Source organism: Xanthomonas sp. JL1 (genome assembly GCF_038405005.1).
Genome location: NZ_JBBYGR010000035.1, coordinates 66,583 through 84,759, shown reverse-complemented (window position 1 = coordinate 84,759; position 18,177 = coordinate 66,583). Strand labels below are relative to the sequence as shown.

At 64.2% G+C, this 18,177-nt stretch carries 5 protein-coding genes and 8 pseudogenes; 6 read left to right on the top strand and 7 right to left on the bottom strand.

Annotated features, from left to right (window positions below; all coding sequences use genetic code 11):
* Positions 1-4: 4 nt before the first annotated feature.
* Positions 5-1,510, bottom strand: coding sequence for a CoA-acylating methylmalonate-semialdehyde dehydrogenase (locus tag WJW29_RS07480; RefSeq protein WP_011258589.1), 1,506 nt, complete (start codon positions 1,508-1,510; stop codon positions 5-7).
* 138 nt (positions 1,511-1,648) lie between these two features.
* Between WJW29_RS07480 and WJW29_RS07475 the strand changes: the two genes are divergently transcribed.
* The 4 genes and pseudogenes from WJW29_RS07475 to WJW29_RS07460 all read left to right on the top strand — a co-directional run.
* Positions 1,649-3,034 (top strand): short-chain fatty acyl-CoA regulator family protein, encoded by a 1,386-nt coding sequence (locus WJW29_RS07475; RefSeq protein ID WP_011258588.1) that lies wholly within the window; start codon positions 1,649-1,651, stop codon positions 3,032-3,034.
* A gap of 336 nt (positions 3,035-3,370) precedes the next feature.
* Positions 3,371-4,832: pseudogene (locus WJW29_RS07470) on the top strand (TonB-dependent receptor).
* 234 nt (positions 4,833-5,066) lie between these two features.
* Positions 5,067-5,456: pseudogene (locus WJW29_RS07465) on the top strand (glycosyl hydrolase 53 family protein); the annotation flags it as partial.
* A pseudogene (locus WJW29_RS07460) lies at positions 5,451-6,655 on the top strand (DUF4982 domain-containing protein); the annotation flags it as partial. The pseudogenes WJW29_RS07465 and WJW29_RS07460, both read left to right, overlap by 6 nt.
* A 238-nt stretch (positions 6,656-6,893) precedes the next feature.
* On the opposite strand, the gene WJW29_RS07455 reads toward WJW29_RS07460, so the two are convergent.
* The 4 genes and pseudogenes from WJW29_RS07455 to WJW29_RS07440 all read right to left on the bottom strand — a co-directional run.
* Entirely contained in the window at positions 6,894-7,247 is a 354-nt protein-coding gene (locus tag WJW29_RS07455; RefSeq protein WP_011408237.1) for a hypothetical protein, read from the bottom strand.
* Between the two features lie 166 nt (positions 7,248-7,413).
* Positions 7,414-8,721 (bottom strand): annotated as a pseudogene (locus WJW29_RS07450) (discoidin domain-containing protein); the annotation flags it as partial.
* A 1-nt stretch (position 8,722) separates the two neighbouring features.
* Positions 8,723-12,439 (bottom strand): type III secretion system effector avirulence protein AvrBs3, encoded by a 3,717-nt coding sequence (gene avrBs3 / locus WJW29_RS07445; RefSeq protein WP_011407860.1) that lies wholly within the window; start codon positions 12,437-12,439, stop codon positions 8,723-8,725.
* Positions 12,439-13,062, bottom strand: a pseudogene (locus WJW29_RS07440) (alpha-L-fucosidase); the annotation flags it as partial. The pseudogene WJW29_RS07440 and the gene avrBs3, both read right to left, overlap by 1 nt.
* 187 nt (positions 13,063-13,249) lie before the next feature.
* Between WJW29_RS07440 and WJW29_RS07435 the strand changes: the two are divergent.
* A pseudogene (locus tag WJW29_RS07435) lies at positions 13,250-13,626 on the top strand (transposase); the annotation flags it as partial.
* Between the two features lie 47 nt (positions 13,627-13,673).
* Here WJW29_RS07435 and WJW29_RS07430 read toward each other — a convergent pair.
* Positions 13,674-14,277: pseudogene (locus tag WJW29_RS07430) on the bottom strand (integrase core domain-containing protein).
* A gap of 90 nt (positions 14,278-14,367) precedes the next feature.
* On the opposite strand from WJW29_RS07430, the pseudogene WJW29_RS07425 reads away from it, so the two are divergent.
* Positions 14,368-14,568, top strand: a pseudogene (locus WJW29_RS07425) (MFS transporter); the annotation flags it as partial.
* A 24-nt stretch (positions 14,569-14,592) separates the two neighbouring features.
* Here the strand turns inward: WJW29_RS07425 and WJW29_RS07420 are convergent.
* Positions 14,593-18,174: an ATP-binding protein gene (locus tag WJW29_RS07420; RefSeq protein WP_094187730.1), complete on the bottom strand. Its 3,582-nt coding sequence runs from the start codon at positions 18,172-18,174 to the stop codon at positions 14,593-14,595.
* Positions 18,175-18,177: the final 3 nt, after the last annotated feature.

The following is an 18,177-nucleotide window of genomic DNA, read 5'->3' as shown; positions in this document are numbered from 1 at the left end:
CGGGTCACTTGAGGGAGATGGTGGTGTTGACGCCATGGCCCAGCGTCTCGTCGTCGAACCAGCGCGCGGTCACGGTCTTGGTCTGGGTGTAGAACATCACCACCTGCTTGCCGTACGGACCCAGGTCGCCGAGCTTGGAGGCACGCGAACCAGTGAAGGAGAACAGCGGCACCGGCACTGGAATCGGCACGTTGATGCCGACCTGGCCCACATCGATGTCTTCCTGGAAACGCCGCGCAGCCGCACCGGATTGGGTAAACAACGCCGTGCCATTGCCATTGGGATTGGCGTTGATCAAGGCGATGGCCTCGTCCAGCGTGGCGGCTTCCAGAATCACCAGCACCGGCCCGAAGATTTCTTCGTCGTAGATCCGCATGCCGGGTGTGACGCCGGAAAAAATGGTCGGCCCGACGAAGTTGCCTTGCTCGAACCCCGGCACCTGGGGCGCGCGGCCATCCAGTTCCAACATGGCGCCCTGCTCCACACCGGAGGCGATCAAGGCTTCCACCCGCGCGCGTGCGGCGCAGGAAATCAGCGGACCCACTTCGGTGCCGGGCGCATTGCCGGCGCCGATCTTCAAACGTTTGGCCTTGGCCACCAGCTCCGGAATCCACGCGCGCGCGTCACCGACCAGCACCAGCGTGGAGGCCGCCATGCAGCGCTGCCCGGCGGCACCGAACGCGGCGCCGACCATCGCATTGAGGGTCTGCCCGCGATTGGCATCCGGCAGCACCACGGCGTGATTCTTGGCGCCCATCATGCATTGCACGCGCTTGCCGGCCAGCGAGGCGCGTTGATACACGTGCGTGCCGACCTTGGTGGAGCCCACGAACGACAGCGCCTTGATATCGGGGTGATCGCACAGTGCGTTGACCACGTCCTCGCCGCCGTGCACGACGTTGAGTACGCCCTTGGGAATGCCGGCTTCCAGGGCGAGTTCGACCAAGCGCATGGTCACCATCGGGTCTTGCTCGGAGGGCTTGAGCACGAAGGTGTTGCCGGTGGCGATCGCCATCGGAAACATCCACAGCGGAATCATCGCCGGGAAGTTGAACGGGGTAATGCCGGCGCACACACCCAGCGGCTGCAGCAGGCTGTAGGTGTCCACGCCGTTGGCGACGTTGTTGGCCAGCTCGCCCAGCTGCAGATTGCCGATCGCCGCGGCGTGCTCCACCACTTCCAGACCGCGGAACACATCGCCTTCGGCATCGGCCAGGGTCTTGCCTTGCTCGGCGCTGAGCAGCGCGGCCAGTTCGGGCATGTGTTCGCGGATCAGCTGCTGGTACTTGAGAAAAATGCGCGCACGCGTGCCGATCGGCGTCTTGCGCCACGTGACGAAAGCGCGGCTGGCTGCGGCCACTGCCGCGGCCACTTCGTCGGCGGTGGCAAATGGCACCTGGGCCAGCACCGATTGATCGGCCGGGTTGACCACGTCCTGCCAGTGCGTGCCGGCGGACACCACCAACTCGCCATCGATCAACAAGGACACGCGGGGGACGGATTCGCGCATTGCAGGGCTCGCTATTCAAGAAGGACTTGTGGCCGTTTCGGGCCATCGCTTCGCATTGTTCGCATCCCGCCCGGGCATTCCCAGCCTCCGCTTGCTTAATCGCGCTAAGCTGGCGCCACAATTTTGCGAATCTTGCGAATGCCTCAGTCGCACGCTCAACTCCGCCACCAGCTCGGGCTGCGCCTGCAGCGGCTGCGCCAGCGCCACGGCCTGACCCAAGCCGAGCTGGCGCGCCGACTCGAACTGTCGCCGAGCTATCTCAACCAGATCGAGCGCAATCAGCGCCCGCTCACGCTGGCCATCCAGCAGCGGCTCAAAGCCACGCTGGGCGACCTGGACGGCCTGCTGGATCTGGACGACCCGGCCGCATTGGTCGAGCCGCTGGACCAATCGCTGCGCAGCCTGGGCCACACGCTGCTACCCGCCGAACTGCGCGCACTCACCGGCAACCTGCCGCAGGTGGCGCAGGCGCTGCTGGACCTGCACCGCGCGCATCAGCATCTGCTCGAACGCAACGCTGCGCTGGAATTGCAGATCGGGGTCGAGCACGTGGCGGTGCCATCGCTGTCGCCCGGCGAACAGGTGCGCGACTACTTCAACCGCGCGCACAACTATCTGCCCGAACTGGACGAGCGCGCCGAAGCGCTCTACGCCGAACTTGGATTGACCCCGGAAAATCTACCGCTACGGCTGCGCCAACGCCTTGCCGATCGTCATGGCCTGCTGGTGCAGGACGCCGCCGACCTGCACCGCGACAAGCGCAGCATGGATGCGCAAGCGCGTGTGCTATGGCTGGCGGCACACTTGCGGCCGGGCCAGCAGGCGTTCCAGATGGCCGCACAGCTGGCATTGCTGGAATGCGCGCCGCTGCTGGACGCGCGGATTGCCGACGCCGGTTTCGAAGACGCCGAGCGCATCGCGCTGTCGCGGATTGGCCTGTCGAACTATTTCGCCGGCGCGCTGGTAATGCCCTACAGCGCGTTCCTGCACAGCGCGCAGACCTCACGCTACGACATCGAATGGTTGGCCGATCGCTTCGATGTGGGTTTCGAAGCGGTGTGTCACCGGCTCAGCACCTTGCAGCGGCGTGGAGCAGCCGGCTTGCCGATCTTTTTCATGCGGGTGGACCGCGCCGGCAACGTGTCCAAGCGTCATTCGGCAACCGATTTCCATTTCTCGCATGTCGGCGGCGCCTGCCCGTTGTGGATCGTGTACGAAGCGTTCAACCAGCCTGATCGCATCCTCACCCAGATCGCGCGCATGCCCGATGGCCGGCGCTATTTCTGGCTGGCCCGCCAGGTCAGCAGCGGCCCTCCCGGATATGGCCGCCCGCGCAAGACGTTTGCCCTGGCAATGGGCTGCGACCTGCGTCACGCCGATCAACTGGTGTATGCGCGCGGTTGGGATCTCAACGCGGTCGACGATGCGGTACCGATCGGTCCGGGCTGCCTGACGTGCGCGCGCAGCACCTGCGTGCAGCGCGCGTTTCCTGCGCTGCCGCGCCTGCCGACGAGCGCGCGCTAGCGTCTTGCCAGGCAGTGGGGAGGGAGGCGTCGGGATTGACGTGCCACACCACTGTGCGCAGCCCGCGTCATTGCCGCAGCGCGGCATTCCAAGCCGGGATAGCTGCCGCAAAATGCTTCATTGGAATGGAATGACTTGTGCTTCTACCCTGAAGCGGACACATCGACGCCAGCGCCGTGCATCGCGCTTGCGGCGCCACGCAGACGAACACACAACGCCCATCGCGCAGCACCGCATCACTCGCCACACCCACGCAGGCGCGCAAGACCCTTTCTCCATGCGGCTGGCCGCACCATCAGCCACCATCTGGTCAGTTGTCCTGGGAGCGATCAACCGATGCCTGTTCACCACACCGGCCGCTCGGCCAGCCGGCCTGCGCGCCGTACGCCCGTGCGCGAGGTTCTCTGCACCACCATCGCCTGCATGCTGGCCACTGCGTTCAGCGCGCACGCGCAGGACACTGCACCCGCCGCACCGCCGGCCAACGACACCAGCAGCGCCGCCAGCCACAGCCAGGCGCCGGTCACGTTGGACAACATCGCCGTGATCGGCCAGCGCGCCAGCCTCCATCAGGCCGTGCAAGCCAAGCAGATGTCCGACCAGGTCATGGAAGTGATCTCAGCGGACAACATGGGTCAGATGCCCAACGTCACCGTAGCCGCGGCACTGGTGCGCCTGCCCGGCGTCAACGGCACCCGAGATCGCGGCAACGAGAGCCTGGTCACCGTGCGCGGCCTGGGCCCGCGCATGACCATGGGTACCGTCAACGGGCGCGAAATCGCCTCGTCCGAGCCCAATCGCGCGGTGCGCTGGGAGGTGTTCCCCACCGAGCGTGCGCGAAGCCTTCGCCAAGGCAGTCTTCAGCTCGCAGCTGTTCGGCACCGATGCCACGGGTAATGTCGGCGTACGTCTGGTCAACACCAAGACCAGCAGCAACGGCTTCGATTCGGTCGGCGGCACCGTGCCGCCCAGCAGCGACAGCAAGGCATACACCGACGTACTGCCCAGCGCCACGCTCAACTTCCTGACCGACGACCAGCGCATCCTGCGCGTTGCAGTGGCCAAGGTCACCGCGCGTCCGCCGCTGGACGAACTGCGCACCGGCCGTCGCCTGGACGACCCCACCGTCACCGTCGGCCAGCTCACTGGCAGCGGCGGCAACCCGCAGTTGGATCCGTTCAAGGCCACCCAGGTCGCTGTCTCGTACGAGTGGTATTTCCACACCGAAGCGCTCGCCGCACTGGCCGTGTATCGCAAGGAAGTGGATTCGAGCATCGGCTACCGCACCGACCGCGAAGTGATCAACGGCCTGGATTATCTGGTCAGCGCGCCGTTCAATGGCGGCGGCGACATCAACGGCGTGGAACTCACCTTGCAGACGCCGTTCTACTTCATCGCGCACATGGAAAATTTCGGCGTCTACTCGAACTATTCGCTGGTAAATTCCAACCTCAAGAAATTCTCGCCGGAAGACAACCCGCTACCGTTGAGCGGGCTGGCACGCAAGACCGGCACTTTCGAAGCGCGCGTGGGCCACAAGTACCACAGCCCCTACACGGTGGTGTACGGCTGGAATGCCGCACGGCTGGCGCGCCTGCAGAGCGAAGGCACGGTGGATCTGAGCTTGACCTGGCAGTACAGCAAGCAGCTCGGCTTCCGCTTTCAGGCCAGCAATCTCACCAACGATCCGCTGCGCGCCTACACCGACAACACGCCCAACCGTCTGGCCAATCAGGACGATGGCGGCTACCAGGTGTTCGGCCGCCGTTACCAGTTGGAGGCGACGTACAAGTTTTAAGCGCAGCGCGCACGAGCACTGCGCGCGACGGATTGCTTAGCCCTCCACGTGTTCGATCGGCTGCGCAGGTTTCTGCGCGGCCAACCTGATCGCAACACACCTGCATCACACCGCAGCCGTGGCGTGGCATCCAATGTGCAAGCCACGTTTGGATTCTGCACAGCGGCCGCGCAGCAGCGCCGCCGCCTGCGGCATGCCGTCCCCCGCTCCACGTTGTCTCTGTCGAGGAATTGCATGCGTTCACCACGCCGTCTCTGGACGCCCACGCTACTGGCGTTGGCCATTTTCACCTTCGCACACGCCACCCCGGCCCTGGCCACGCTGTATCTCGGCGCGGACCTGCCCTACGTCAACGAGATGGAAAAATGCGGCGTGCAGTACTGCGAGAACGGTGTGGTCAAAGATCCATTCGAACTCTTCCACGCACACCGCGCCAATCTGGTGCGCGTGCGCTTGTGGAACGATGCGCGCTGGACCAAGTACAGCGACCTGTCCGATGTCAAAAAAACCATTGCGCATGCACGCGCGCACGGCATGCAGGTGCTGCTGGATCTGCACTATTGCGAGGATTGGGCCGATGGCGAACAACAGCTGATTCCCAAGGCCTGGCCCAGCATCACCGACCCCGATGCGATGGGCGAGCTGGAAACCATGGTGCGGCGCGGCCGCAATCATCCCTGCGTCATCCTGTGGTCGCTCGGCAACGAAGAGCCGCAGCAGGTGACCGAGCGCGGTGCACGCATCGTTACCCGCATGCAACAACGCGTGCGCCAACTCGACCCCACCCGCCCCACGCCCTTCGCCATGGACAAGGGCTTCGGCGATGGCGTCGGTCAGGTGGCGCATGTGGTCGGTTTCAACTACCGCACCGGCCAGATGGATGGCTTCCACGCGCAATACCCCAACATCCCGATCTACGGCAGCGAAACCGGCAGCACCGTGTCGGTGCGCGGCAACTATCAGCGCGACGACAAACGCGGCGACACCCGCGCCTACGACCTGGACCACCCCTGGTGGGCCGGCACCGCCGAAGCCTGGTGAAGCCATGTTGCGCAGCGCCCGTACATCGCCGGCGGCTTCATCTGGACCGGCTTCGACTATCGCGGCGAACCCACGCCCTACAACCGCTGGCCGAATGTGGCGTCGCAATTCGGCGTGCTCGATCGCTGCGGGTTTCCGAAAGACAACTACTGCTGCTACCGCGCGCAATGGAACAGCGAACCGGTCACTGGAACTGGGACGGCCTGCTGCAGCCGGACGACAACGGCCGGATCGACGTCTGGTGCCACAGCAATCTCAAAGCGGTAGAACTGCTGGTCAACGGCGTCAGCCAAGGCATGCAGCAAGTGCCGGCTTACGGCCATGTCGCATGGCGTGTGGTCTACGCACCCAGCGCAATCGAAGCACGCGGCTATCGCGGCGGCAAGCTGGTGCTCAGCGAGCGCCGCGAAACCACAGGCAAGCCGGCCGCGATCCACCTCAGCTGCGACCGCACCACCCTGCGCGCCAATGCCGAAGATGTCGCAGTGGCGAAGGTGGCAATCGTCGACGCACAAGGCCGTCTGGTACCAACGGCCGACAACCAGGTGCAGTTCGCGTCGCGCGGCCCTGCCCGGCTGATCGGCGTCGGCAACGGCGACCCCAGCAGCCACGAAGACGACAAGGCACCACAGCGCAAGGCATTCAACGGCCTGTGTGCGGCGCTGTTGCAGACCACGCGCAACAGCGGCGATATCGTGCTGCAGGCGACCGCACCTAGGCTGACCTCGGCCAAGCTACGCCTGCCTGCAGCGTCCGTTAAAGCGCGCGCATCGGTGGGTTGAAGTGTGGCAGTCGCTACGTGTTGCGATGGAGACTGCGGCGCTGCCGGGGCCGGTTCGGCCTTGGCAGCGTACCGATGGCACAGTCAGCCGCAGGCAATCCGTCGGCATGTTCCGGGAAAACTAAAGAGCACGGCGCAGCGCATGCTTGTTGGACGATCGCGGCCAGGGCTTCAGCTAGGACATGGTCGGCAGGTCTTTATCAGCCAACAACTCCCTGCCGCTGGCGTGATGGCCAGCCTCACGTCTCGCGATTTCCCGCAGCCGGATCGCGCGGAAAATAGCGGTGGAGCTTTTCATCCCACGCGCGGAATTGCTCCAACGTCTGCGCATCCATCGGGCGCGGGTCGTCGGCCAGCGCTTTGTTCTGCGCCACATAGGCGATGCGCTGGGACGACAGTTCATCCCACGCCTTCCTGAGCATCACCGGATCCGGATGCGAAACCAGCATCGCCTCCAGCAGCGTCGCCTGTGCCACACGCGCGGCCAGCAGATCGCTGAGCGCCTCGGTCACGGCCTGCATCCACTCGTGTTGTTTCTGTTCCATATCCAACCCAGTCGCCTGCGCAATGCGCCGCGCACCATAGCGCCTCATCTGCAACGGCGGCGTGCAGGGGAGTGGAAGATTCGGGCTCACCACGTGATGCGACTGCGGCGATTTCCCTCCTCATCCCTTCGCAAGACGCATCCCAGCGCGCGAAACTACATCCACTCAGCGCGGCGCTCCCACGCAGCGCATGGCTGCGCGGGAGCGCAAGCGCTCATCGCAGGCGCGAGAACGCACCGATACCCGCAATCGCCAGCCGCTCGGCGGGCACCGCCGTTTCCGCGAACGACAGCCGCAGATAGCGGATCTGGCGGACCTCGGGGAAATTCAGCCGCTGGGTCGAGAGCGCATAGGCGATGTTGGACAGCTCGCCGGCACCGGCCGGTTGCCAGTGCTGACCATCTTCGCTGGTCTCGGCGCGATAGCCCTTCGGCGGTGCCGCACCGGTCATCACCGCGCGCGAGGGCGTAAGGCTGAACCCGGCCACCTTGCGCAGCGCACCGAGGTCGATGGTCGCCTGCACGGGATGGCCCGGCGTCGGTGCCGGCGTGATCCAGAGCGTGCTGGCATCGTCGTCGAGCAACGTTTCCGCCCCTGGCGCGCTCGCCTCGACGATGCGCCAGCCGGCGGTGGACAGCACGTCCGGCGCATTCGCCGTCGGCCGCGCGACCAGCACCGGCGCAACGGCGCGGAACAGCGCGAACTCGGTGATCGCCGGGCAGACCGGCGCCTCAAGCACCACCAGGCGCACCCGGCGTGCGGCAATCGGGCGATCCAGCCGCACGATACGCTGCGCGCCGATGCATTGCGCTTCGGCCAATCGCCGCCATTGCCCATCGACCTCGGCTTCGACCGCGAAGCGGGTGACGCGCACGCCCAGCGGCAGATATTCGCGCAATCGAATCAGATCGAAGCTGTGCGCCGTCGGCAGTTCCAGCGTCAGCGTCGGCGTGGTGACATCGTCCGGCGTGGACCAGTAGCTGTCCGGCTGGCGGTCGAGTACGCGCGACGGCTCGAACCCAGGGCCACGCGATGCGCTGGCAGTGGCCTTGGCACCCTTGGCCAGATCGATGGCGAAGCTGGCGCGGATCGCGTCGCCGAAACTCTGCAGCACCGCCACGTCGTGGTCGGGAATGCGGCCGCGCCGGTCAGGCGGAAGATTGAGATTCATGTTGGTGCCGCGCGCCACCGAGGTGTCGAAATAGCGCACCAGATTCTCCGGGCTCCGCACCTTGCCGTCTTCATCGGCGTGGTAGAACCAGCCCGGGCGGATCGACGTATTGGTTTCGGCAGGCCACCACAGCGCCCCGCCGCGCACGCCCGAATTGCCGTTTTCCTGGGTGTACGGGGCATTGGGCATGGTCGGCCAGGACGGATCGCCGGCGATGCCATCTTCATTGCCGCCCCAGCGGATATCAGCGCCCAGCGGATCGAAGGTACATGCCATCGGCTGATGCTGGTGCACCAGCCCGATCATCCGCGGCCAGTTGTAGTACGCAGGCGCATCGATCTTGCGCGATTCGTCAGATCGTCCCTCCGACTGAGCCTGACTGAGGCAATAGCTCCATCAACCATGCGAGCTCCTCTTCGTTGAATGCCGGGAAATCATCCGCTGCCCCTGCGAAGGGGGCCGCATCTTGTTCCCACATCACGGTGCTGGACGCTGCCAGGTCGGCAGCGATGGGCGTACCAGGATCCGGGAGGCCGCCCCCGATCCTGGTACGCTGGCGTTTTACCCTCCAGCTGAGGGGCAAATGCAGCGCATCGCGCTGTTCGGGAACGCGCACCTCGAAAGATTGCTGTGCGGAGGGGCCGGTGACAGCACGATCCGATCGGGACCGTTTACGGCTGCTTGCCCGCGTCTGATCTCCCTCGTGCATTGGGCTGGGCGCATCAAGGTCACGCTCCAGCGAATCGGCGAATGCATGCAAAGACGCCTGATCCGGCGTTTGAGCTGAAGTAGGGGACGGTTTGGCCCTTTTCATCCCTGATGCCTGGAGGATACGGTCCCAACGCTGCGAGGCTGGGGGGAGCGTTCCGCAGCGGGCTTCGAGTTCGGTGACGCCCACTCTGCGAAAGAGCTGTACCAACCCGTTCCTGCTCATCCCGAACTGCGTCATGGCGTCATCGAATGCTTGCGCTGGGTGGGAGTGGCTCTGGAAAAAACCAAGCACGCGCACCACGTGCGCGAGGTCGGCAACGCGATGGGACGTGCGTTCGGGAATACGGCGATTGATTCTTCTGATCAATTCCGGCGCGTGCGGCAATCCCTTTTTCACTGCATCCAGGGCAGGACGTCCGCCGAGGCAGGCCAAGGCGACGAGGTGATCGTTGGTCAACGCGGCCAACGCCGGATCAGGGCGAGATAACTGGGCAACAATGCTCTCCAGCGCCTGCTTGCCGCCGCCATTGCTGGCGATGGCCACGACCTGGTCCGGGGTCAGGCCATGGTCCTGGCACAGCACCGGCAACAGCCGTTGCACCGTCTCCAGCGCCTGCTTGCCGCCGCCATGGCTGGCGATGGCCACGACCTGGTCCGGGGTCAGGCCATGGTCCTGGCACAGCACCGGCAACAGCCGCTGCACCGTCTCCAGCGCCTGCTTGCCGCCATCGTGGCTGGCGATGGCCACGACCTGGGCCGGGGTCAGGCCATGGTCCTGGCACAGCACCAGCAACAGCCGCTGCACCGTCTCCAGCGCCTGCTTGCCGCCAATATTGCTGGCGATGGCCACCACTTGGTTCGGGGTCAGGCCATGGTCCTGGCACAGCACCGGCAACAGCCGCTGCACCGTCTCCAGCGCCTGCTTGCCGCCATCGTGGCTGGCGATGGCCACGACCTGGTCCGGGGTCAGGCCATGGTCCTGGCACAGCACCGGCAACAGCCGCTGCACCGTCTCCAGCGCCTGCTTGCTGCCGTCATTGCTGGCAATGGCCACCACCTGGTCCAGGGTCAGGCCATGGTCCTGGCACAGCACCGGCAACAGCCGCTGCAGCGTCTCCAGCGCCTGCTTGCCGCCGTTATTGCTGGCGATGGCCACGACCTGGTCCGGGGTCAGGCCATGGTCCTGGCACAGCACCGGCAACAGCCGCTGCACCGTCTCCAGCGCCTGCTTGCCGCCATCGTGGCTGGCGATGGCCACGACCTGGTCCGGGGTCAGGCCATGGTCCTGGCACAGCACCGGCAACAGCCGCTGCAGCGTCTCCAGCGCCTGCTTGCCGCCGTTATTGCTGGCGATGGCCACGACCTGGTCCGGGGTCAGGCCATGGTCCTGGCACAGCACCGGCAACAGCCGCTGCACCGTCTCCAGCGCCTGCTTGCCGCCAATATTACTGGCGATGGCCATCACCTGCGCCGGGGTCAGGCCATGGGCCTGGCACAGCACCGGCAACAGCCGCTGCACCGTCTCCAGCGCCTGCTTGCCGCCAATATTGCTGGCGATGGCCACCACCTGCGCCAGGGTCAGGCCATGGGCCTGGCACAGCACCGGCAACAGCCGCTGCACCGTCTCCAGCGCCTGCTTGCTGCCGCCATGGCTGGCGATGGCCACCACCTGGTCCGGGGTCAGGCCATGGTCCTGGCACAGCACCGGCAACAGCCGCTGCACCGTCTCCAGCGCCTGCTTGCCGCCACTGCTGGCGATGGCCACCACCTGCGCCGGGGTCAGGCCATGGGCCTGGCACAGCACCGGCAACAGCCGCTGCACCGTCTCCAGCGCCTGCTTGCCGCCATCGTGGCTGGCGATGGCCACCACCTGGTCCGGGGTCAGGCCATGGGCCTGGCACAGCACCGGCAACAGCCGCTGCACCGTCTCCAGCGCCTGCTTGCCGCCGCCATTGCTGGCGATGGCCACGACCTGGTCCGGGGTCAGGCCATGGGCCTGGCACAGCACCGGCAACAGCCGCTGCACCGTCTCCAGCGCCTGCTTGCCGCCATTGCTGGCGATGGCCACCACCTGGTCCGGGGTCAGGCCATGGTCCTGGCACAGCACCGGCAACAGCCGTTGCACCGTCTCCAGCGCCTGCTTGCCGCCGCCATTGCTGGCGATGGCCACCGCCTGCGCCGGGGTCAGGCCATGGTCCTGGCACAGCACCGGCAACAGCCGCTGCACCGTCTCCAGCGCCTGCTTGCCGCCATCGTGGCTGGCGATGGCCACGACCTGGTCCGGGGTCAGGCCATGGTCCTGGCACAGCACCGGCAACAGCCGCTGCACCGTCTCCAGCGCCTGCTTGCCGCCATCGTGGCTGGCGATGGCCACGACCTGGTCCGGGGTCAGGCCATGGTCCTGGCACAGCACCGGCAACAGCCGCTGCACCGTCTCCAGCGCCTGATTGCCGCCATCGTGGCTGGCGATGGCCACCACTTGTGCCGGGGTCAGGTTCAGGGGGGCACCCGTCAGTGCATTGCGCCATGCATGCACTGCCTTCACTGCGGTCACGCCGCCACGTTTTGCAATCTTGAGAAGTTGGCCTGTGTCCAACTGTAACGGCGGACCTCTCAACTCCCCCGCCTCCGTGAGCAAGGCCTCCAGGGCGCGTGCGCCGGACCACTGTTTGCCGACGCCAACGATGTCTTCGTGTGTCGCCTCTGGCAACGCCCTGATTATGTCCTGATACGTGACAGCAACGGTCCCTAACGCTGCCGGGTGTTGGCTGAGCGCAACGATGTGCGCGTGTGTAAACCCATGACCCACCAGTGCCTCGTGGTGCCGCGCCACTGTCGAACGCACCTTCGGTTTGATCTTCTCTTGCTGCTGCTGACTGTAGCCGAGCGTGCGTAGATCCACCTGCGCGGCCGGCGAAGCGTCGGAGGGTTGCGCCGCACGCCGTCGCGGGGCCGGCTTGGCGCGCGGCGGCCGCGCGGCAGTGACAGCGACACGCACGGTGGGTGGCGGGTCATCGGCTGCACGCAGACCCGATTGCGCCTCATCCCATTCTGCTGGGGCAGCCGCTGTATGCGGCGTGCCGACGGCAGGCATCGAATCAAGAAGCGATGTATCAAGAAGCGACGGATCGAACTGACGGAGCAGATCGCTGAAGCTGCCCGCCGAGAACGCAGGCGAGGGCGCAGGGGGAGATGGCAGCCGGGTCCGGGACATCGTCCGCCGAGCGGGCAAGCCATCCAGGGGGCCGCCAGCAGGCGGAGCCCCCCCCCGATCTGCAGTCGGCTGAACCCTATCCGGTTGGGGTCCGGGCAGAAGCTCGCGGGCAGGACTTGGCGTGCGCGAACGAATGGGATCCATCGCGCCCCGCCGTAATAGCCGTCGCCGCCATTGGCACCGTCGAACCAGAACTCGAACAGGTCGCCGTAGCCGGTGCAGAGCTCGACGATCTGCTTGCGGAAATAGTCGATATAACCGGGGCGACCATACTCGGCATGGTTGCGATCCCAGGGCGAGAGGTACAGGCCGAACGCGAGACCCGCGCGGCGACATGCCGCGGCCATCTCCCCGACAATGTCACCCTTGCCGTTCTTGTACGGCGAGTTGCGGATGCAGTGCTCGGTCAAGCGTGTCGGCCACAGACAGAACCCATCATGGTGCTTGGCCGTGAAAATCAGCCCCTTGAGATTGCCTGCTTTTGCCGCAGCGACGATCTGGTCGGCCGAAAAATCGCTGGGATCGAATTTGCGCGGATCTTCGTCGCCGTAGCCCCATTCCTTGTCGATGAAGGTGTTCATCGCAAAATGCACGAAGGCGTATTGCTCCCACCGATGCCAGCGCAGCTGGCGCGCGCTAGGCACTGCCCCCCACGGTGCCGGCCCGTTGGCGCGCGGCGTCTGCGCGATGCGAGCCGCCGATGCACTGACGCTGGCAGCAGCGGCCGCCGCCACGCCCGTGGCAAGAAAGGTACGACGATCGATCATTGGCTACTTCCGACTTTACACAAGTTTCGATCTTAGCTTTTCCAACGACGGAAGGGTTCTCCGCCGAGGCAACAAACGATTGTGCACGGTGTTGATACGCCCAGCTTTCATAGACATCTCAAGGCCATGGAAAATGGGGAATTCGGAGATGTCCATAAGCAGCAAGCGGTAGACGGGTGCGTTCAAGATCGAAGCGGTCCGGCAAGTGACCGATCATGGCTTCAAGGTGGCAGAAGTCGCCGAGCGGCTGGGGGTCACCACGTACAGCCTGGACGCCTGGCTGCGCACGTTCGGCAAGCCCGGCGTGGTGCAGCGCGCCAAGGTGGACCAGCGCGCCGAGGTTCGGCGCCTGAAGGCCGGGTTGCGCCGCGTCACCGAGGAGCGCGACATCCTAAAACAGGCCGCCGCGTACGTTGCCAGGGGGTAAAGGCAAAGTGCGCCTTCATGCACGCCAATCGCGGGGAATTCAGGCTGTGCGCGATGTGCCGGGTGTTGCGGGTGAATCGTTCGGGTTATTACGCTTGGCGAAAGACGCCCAAGAGCGAACGCGCCAAGGAAGATGAACCGCCCCGTGAACCGCCCCGGTTTTGTCGGAGGCCGTTTGGTTTGAGTCAGGCCGCCTCAGCCTGACGGATTTGCTGCCGATCATAAGCCGCTTCGGCTTCCGCTGGCGGGACGTATCCGATCGGCCCCAGCAGGCGTTTGTCGTTGTACCAGTGCACCCAATCCAGCGTGGCCAGTTCCATCTGCTCGCGATTGCGCCACGATCTGCGGTGGATCACGTCGGCCTTGTACAGGCCGTTGATCGTCTCAGCCAGTGCGTTGTCATACCAGTCGCCAACGCTGCCGACAGACGGTTCGATCCTGGCCTCGACCAGCCGTTCGCTGTAACGGATGCTGACGTATTGCACGCCACGGTCGCTGTGGTGGATACGCTGATGCCTTGCGCAGGATCTCGTTGGCCTGCCGCAACTCCCGCACCTCGCGCTCCAGCGACTTCATCTTCTCGCGCTCGGACGTGCTCAGCCCCTCACGCCGACCCTGGTCGCACTCGGCCTGCCGTACCTCGTTGCAGAGTGTCTGCGCCGTGCAACCGATCTTCCCGGCGATCGATGCGATCGTCGCCCACTGCAAGGTGTGATCCTTCTGGTGCTCAAACACCATCCGCACCGCTCGCTCACGAACCTCTGGCGAATACGTCATTGCTTTGCTCATGACTCCATCCTCTCAAGAGTTGGAGCCTCCGGGAATCCCGGGGCGGTTCAACTTGCTAATGGCCCTGCTATCGGGGATGGGTCAGTCATCGGTTTCGGCACAGCAGCAGCGCGTAGCTTGCTGGCCGCTTTCAATACGCATCTGGGCGACACGCATGGAGCCATCGCAGCGCGGCATGCCACCTCCTTGTACGTAGGCGGCATCACCTTATCGTCGACGTTGATCTTCTGGCAGCTGGCCAAGACGCGGCCGCATCCCAAGGAAGTCGAGGCGGTTGCCGAGTGGCGGTAGCGCAACGTCACGTCTCCATGGCGGCTAGATAGCGTTGCGTGGGCGTGCACGCCGCAACGCCTCGGCGATGGTGTCGGCCAGCATATCGCCGGTGAGTGGCTTGCGCAGAAAACTGTCGAAGCCGGCGTCCTGTGCATTCGGCTCGGCGACCTCATCGGAGCGTGCGGTCACGGCGATCAACGGCATCTCATAGCCGAAGGCGCGCAGTTGCCGCGCCAGCGCGAAACCATCCAGCCCGGGCAGATCCAGATCCAGCAACGCCAGATCGAAGGTGTTGTCGGCCGCCTCGGTCAACGCCGCCAGGCCATGCGGGGCATGCACCACAGAGTGACCCTGCGCGCGCAGCAGGCCAACGATGACTTCGGCAATGGTCGGATCATCTTCCACCAACAGGATGCGCTGCGGTTCGACCGCCGTATCGGCAACCACTGGCTCGCCGTCGAGTGGGGCATTGGAGGCGACCCAGTGCAGCGGCAGATCCACTACAAAGCGCGTCCCCTCACCAAGCCGGCTGATCACTTCGATATGCCCGCCCATTGCCATTGCCAGCTCCTGGCAGATCGCCAACCCCAGCCCACTGCCGCCGTAGCGTGAGTTGGTCCTGGCACCATCGCCCTGCTCGAAGCGCTGGAACAATCGCGCTTTCTGTTCGGCGTTGATGCCAGGGCCTGTATCGGCAACCTCGAAGCGCAGGCCTTGATAGGAACCGAGCGTGGTCAACTTCAAACCCACCACACCGCGCTCGGTGAATTTGATCGCGTTATTGAGCAGATTGAGCAAAATCTGCCGGATGCGGGTGGAATCACCGCTGGCGGTGATGTCGCCGAGCAGCCCGATTTCCAGGCTGAAACGCAGGCCGCGCTCTTGCGCCAACGGTGCCATCAGCGCTTCGACTTCGGCCACGAGTTGACGCACCGAAAATGGCTGCAGATCCAGTTCCAACCGGCCGGACTCGATGCGGGCCAGATCCAACGCATCGTTGACCAGCCGCAGCAGATGCGCACCCGCGCGGCGGATAGACTCGGTGTAACTGCGCTGCGTGATATCCAACGACGTCTTGAGCAGCAGCTCGCTCATACCTAGGACGCCGGTCATCGGCGTGCGCACTTCGTGGCCGAGTGTTGCCAGGAACCGCGTCTTTGCCAACGACGCCTGCTCGGCTACTTCCTGTTTGTGCACCGCCAGCTGCCAGGCAGTCAAGCGACGCAGCCGACGGCGGTACAACAAGGTGGCCGCAGCGATCAGGCACACCGTCAGCAAGGCGAGCAGGCTTAAACCCCACGGCGACAGCCACCATGCCGGCAACAGCTGAAAACGCAAGGTCTGACTTGCCGACCAGATACCGTCTGCAGTGCGCCCCTGCACTTCCAGCGTGTAACGACCGGCCGGCAGGCGCGAGAACAAGCGCTCACCACTGGGCCCGACGTCGATCCAGTCCGGGTCGTAGCCGCTGAGACGAAAGCGATAGCTGGTTGACTCCGAATGCGTAAAGGTCGGCATGCGCGCGACGATATGCAGATCGCGATCGCCGTCCTGCAGTCGCAGCGGCTCCACGCCGGTCACATCCAGTCCGCGCTCGCCGCGCCGCACCCCCACCCGCTCAATCAACAGGGGTGGCTGGCGCGTACTTGGACGCATTTTGGCCGGATCAAACAGCACAACACCATCAGGCGTTCCGCCTAGAATCTGCCCACCCCTTGCTTGGACAAGCGTGTCTCCCAGAAATTCTTGATTGGGAAGCCCGTCATGCACACCGTAGATCCGGACCATTTTGCTAGCGGGGTCCACTCTGATCAGACCGCGCGCACTCGACACCCAGGCCACGCCCGCGGCATCGACTACAAGCCCGTTCGGTGCCACCATGGGGAAATCCTGCGCTCCGCCAATGGTGTCCAGATGCGTAAGTCGCGTGCCATCCCAGAGATAGCGCCGCAGCTCGCCCATCAGTCCGATCCAAACCACACCTGAGTCGGTGAAACGGACCACATAATTCGTTGAGGAAGGCGCGCCTTGCACCATGACGAAAGCATCTGCTTTTGGATCCCAGTGCTGTAGGCCAGTCGTGCTGGCAAGCCACATCTGACCATCGGGACCCAGCCTTAAATCGTAAGCGCTGGAGTTATCCAGCCCATGCTTACCCTGCTCCATTTCACGAATAAGCCGACCTTCCTCATCACGAATCTGGAAGCCCATCTTATTCAAGAAAATCCAAAGCTGACTGCGTGCATCCAAGGCCATGAGGTCAGGTGTCACCATGTCAGCCTCGACATAGTGCTCTGTGGACAGCGGCCAGCGCTTGCTTTGTCGGGTACGCGGGTCATAACGCACCAGAGATTCTGGCAATCCAATCCAGACGTAGCCACGTCCGCTCTCCAGGAGACGCTTGGGCCAACGCGTCCCTGAGATAGGACGAAGGTGACGTTCCAACTTGCCGGTAACCGGATCCAGGCGTTCTAGCGCGCCGCGCGTGCCAGCAATCCATAATCCACCGGATGCCGATACTGCCGCTGCTCGTACAAGAGGATTGGCCATCGATTGTGGATCGTCAACGTGGTACGACAACACCGAAAAAGTACTCCAATTGGGCGGCAGATGCCAAAGCCCACCACTGAGACTGGCAAACCACAGGCCACCTTCGCGATCCTCGTAGGCAATTGCCCAACTCGGCTTGACCAGTCCATGTGCCGACAAGCTGTAGATCGGCACATTCTGGACCTGCGTGCCTTCCGAGATGCCCAGACCGGACATCGTATCCAGCCAATAGTGCCCGCTTCGATCATGCAACAACATGCCTATGACGTTCTGGCCGTCGTTTGCATGCTGCCAAGGATGCGGAGCAAAATTCCCGCCAGAGTCCAGTCGATACAGCTGATTATTGCTGTCGGTAACCCATAAGCCACCGTTGGGATCAACGCGTAGCCCATTGGAAGACTGACTGTCTCCTGGCAACGCCTTACGATCAAAAGACCTTCCATTCCATCGTGCGAGGCCTCCATTGCTTCCAATCCAAAGTGCCCCTTCAGCTGTAACCCGTAATTCATTCACTCGGTCAGACGGCAAACTATGCGCATCATCTGCCACAAACATAAAATGCTGCATGCTGCCATCCGGGCGCAACCGATAAAGCCCACTTCTAGATGTTCCAAACCATAGATCGCCATCGGGCGTCTGCGCGATCGCCCACACTGTGAGGTGACTGAGCTCAGGAAACTGCGCGCTCTCCAGTGGTTTGAATGCGCGCCGTTTAGGATCCATAACACCTACACCGCCATCATTTAAACCAACCCATAGCCTGTTTTCGGCATCGACTCCTACCGCCCATGCATAGTTATCTGTCAGCCCGTCCTCCATTCGCCAGATGCGGTAACTACGACCATCGAACCTGGCCAGACCATCGGTAGTTGCTAGCCAGAGGTAGCCGTTTTTGTCCTCGGCAAAGTCGTTCACTGTATTGGACGGAAGACCGTCGGCCACAGTGAGTTGGACCGGCACCGGAGTGGTTGGTACCGCCGCGGAGGCAAACACGGGCACCGCGGTGATCAATAGAACCAACAACCGTGCAGCAAGGTTGCGACCGAAAGCGGGACAAAAACGTAGGCGTGACATAAA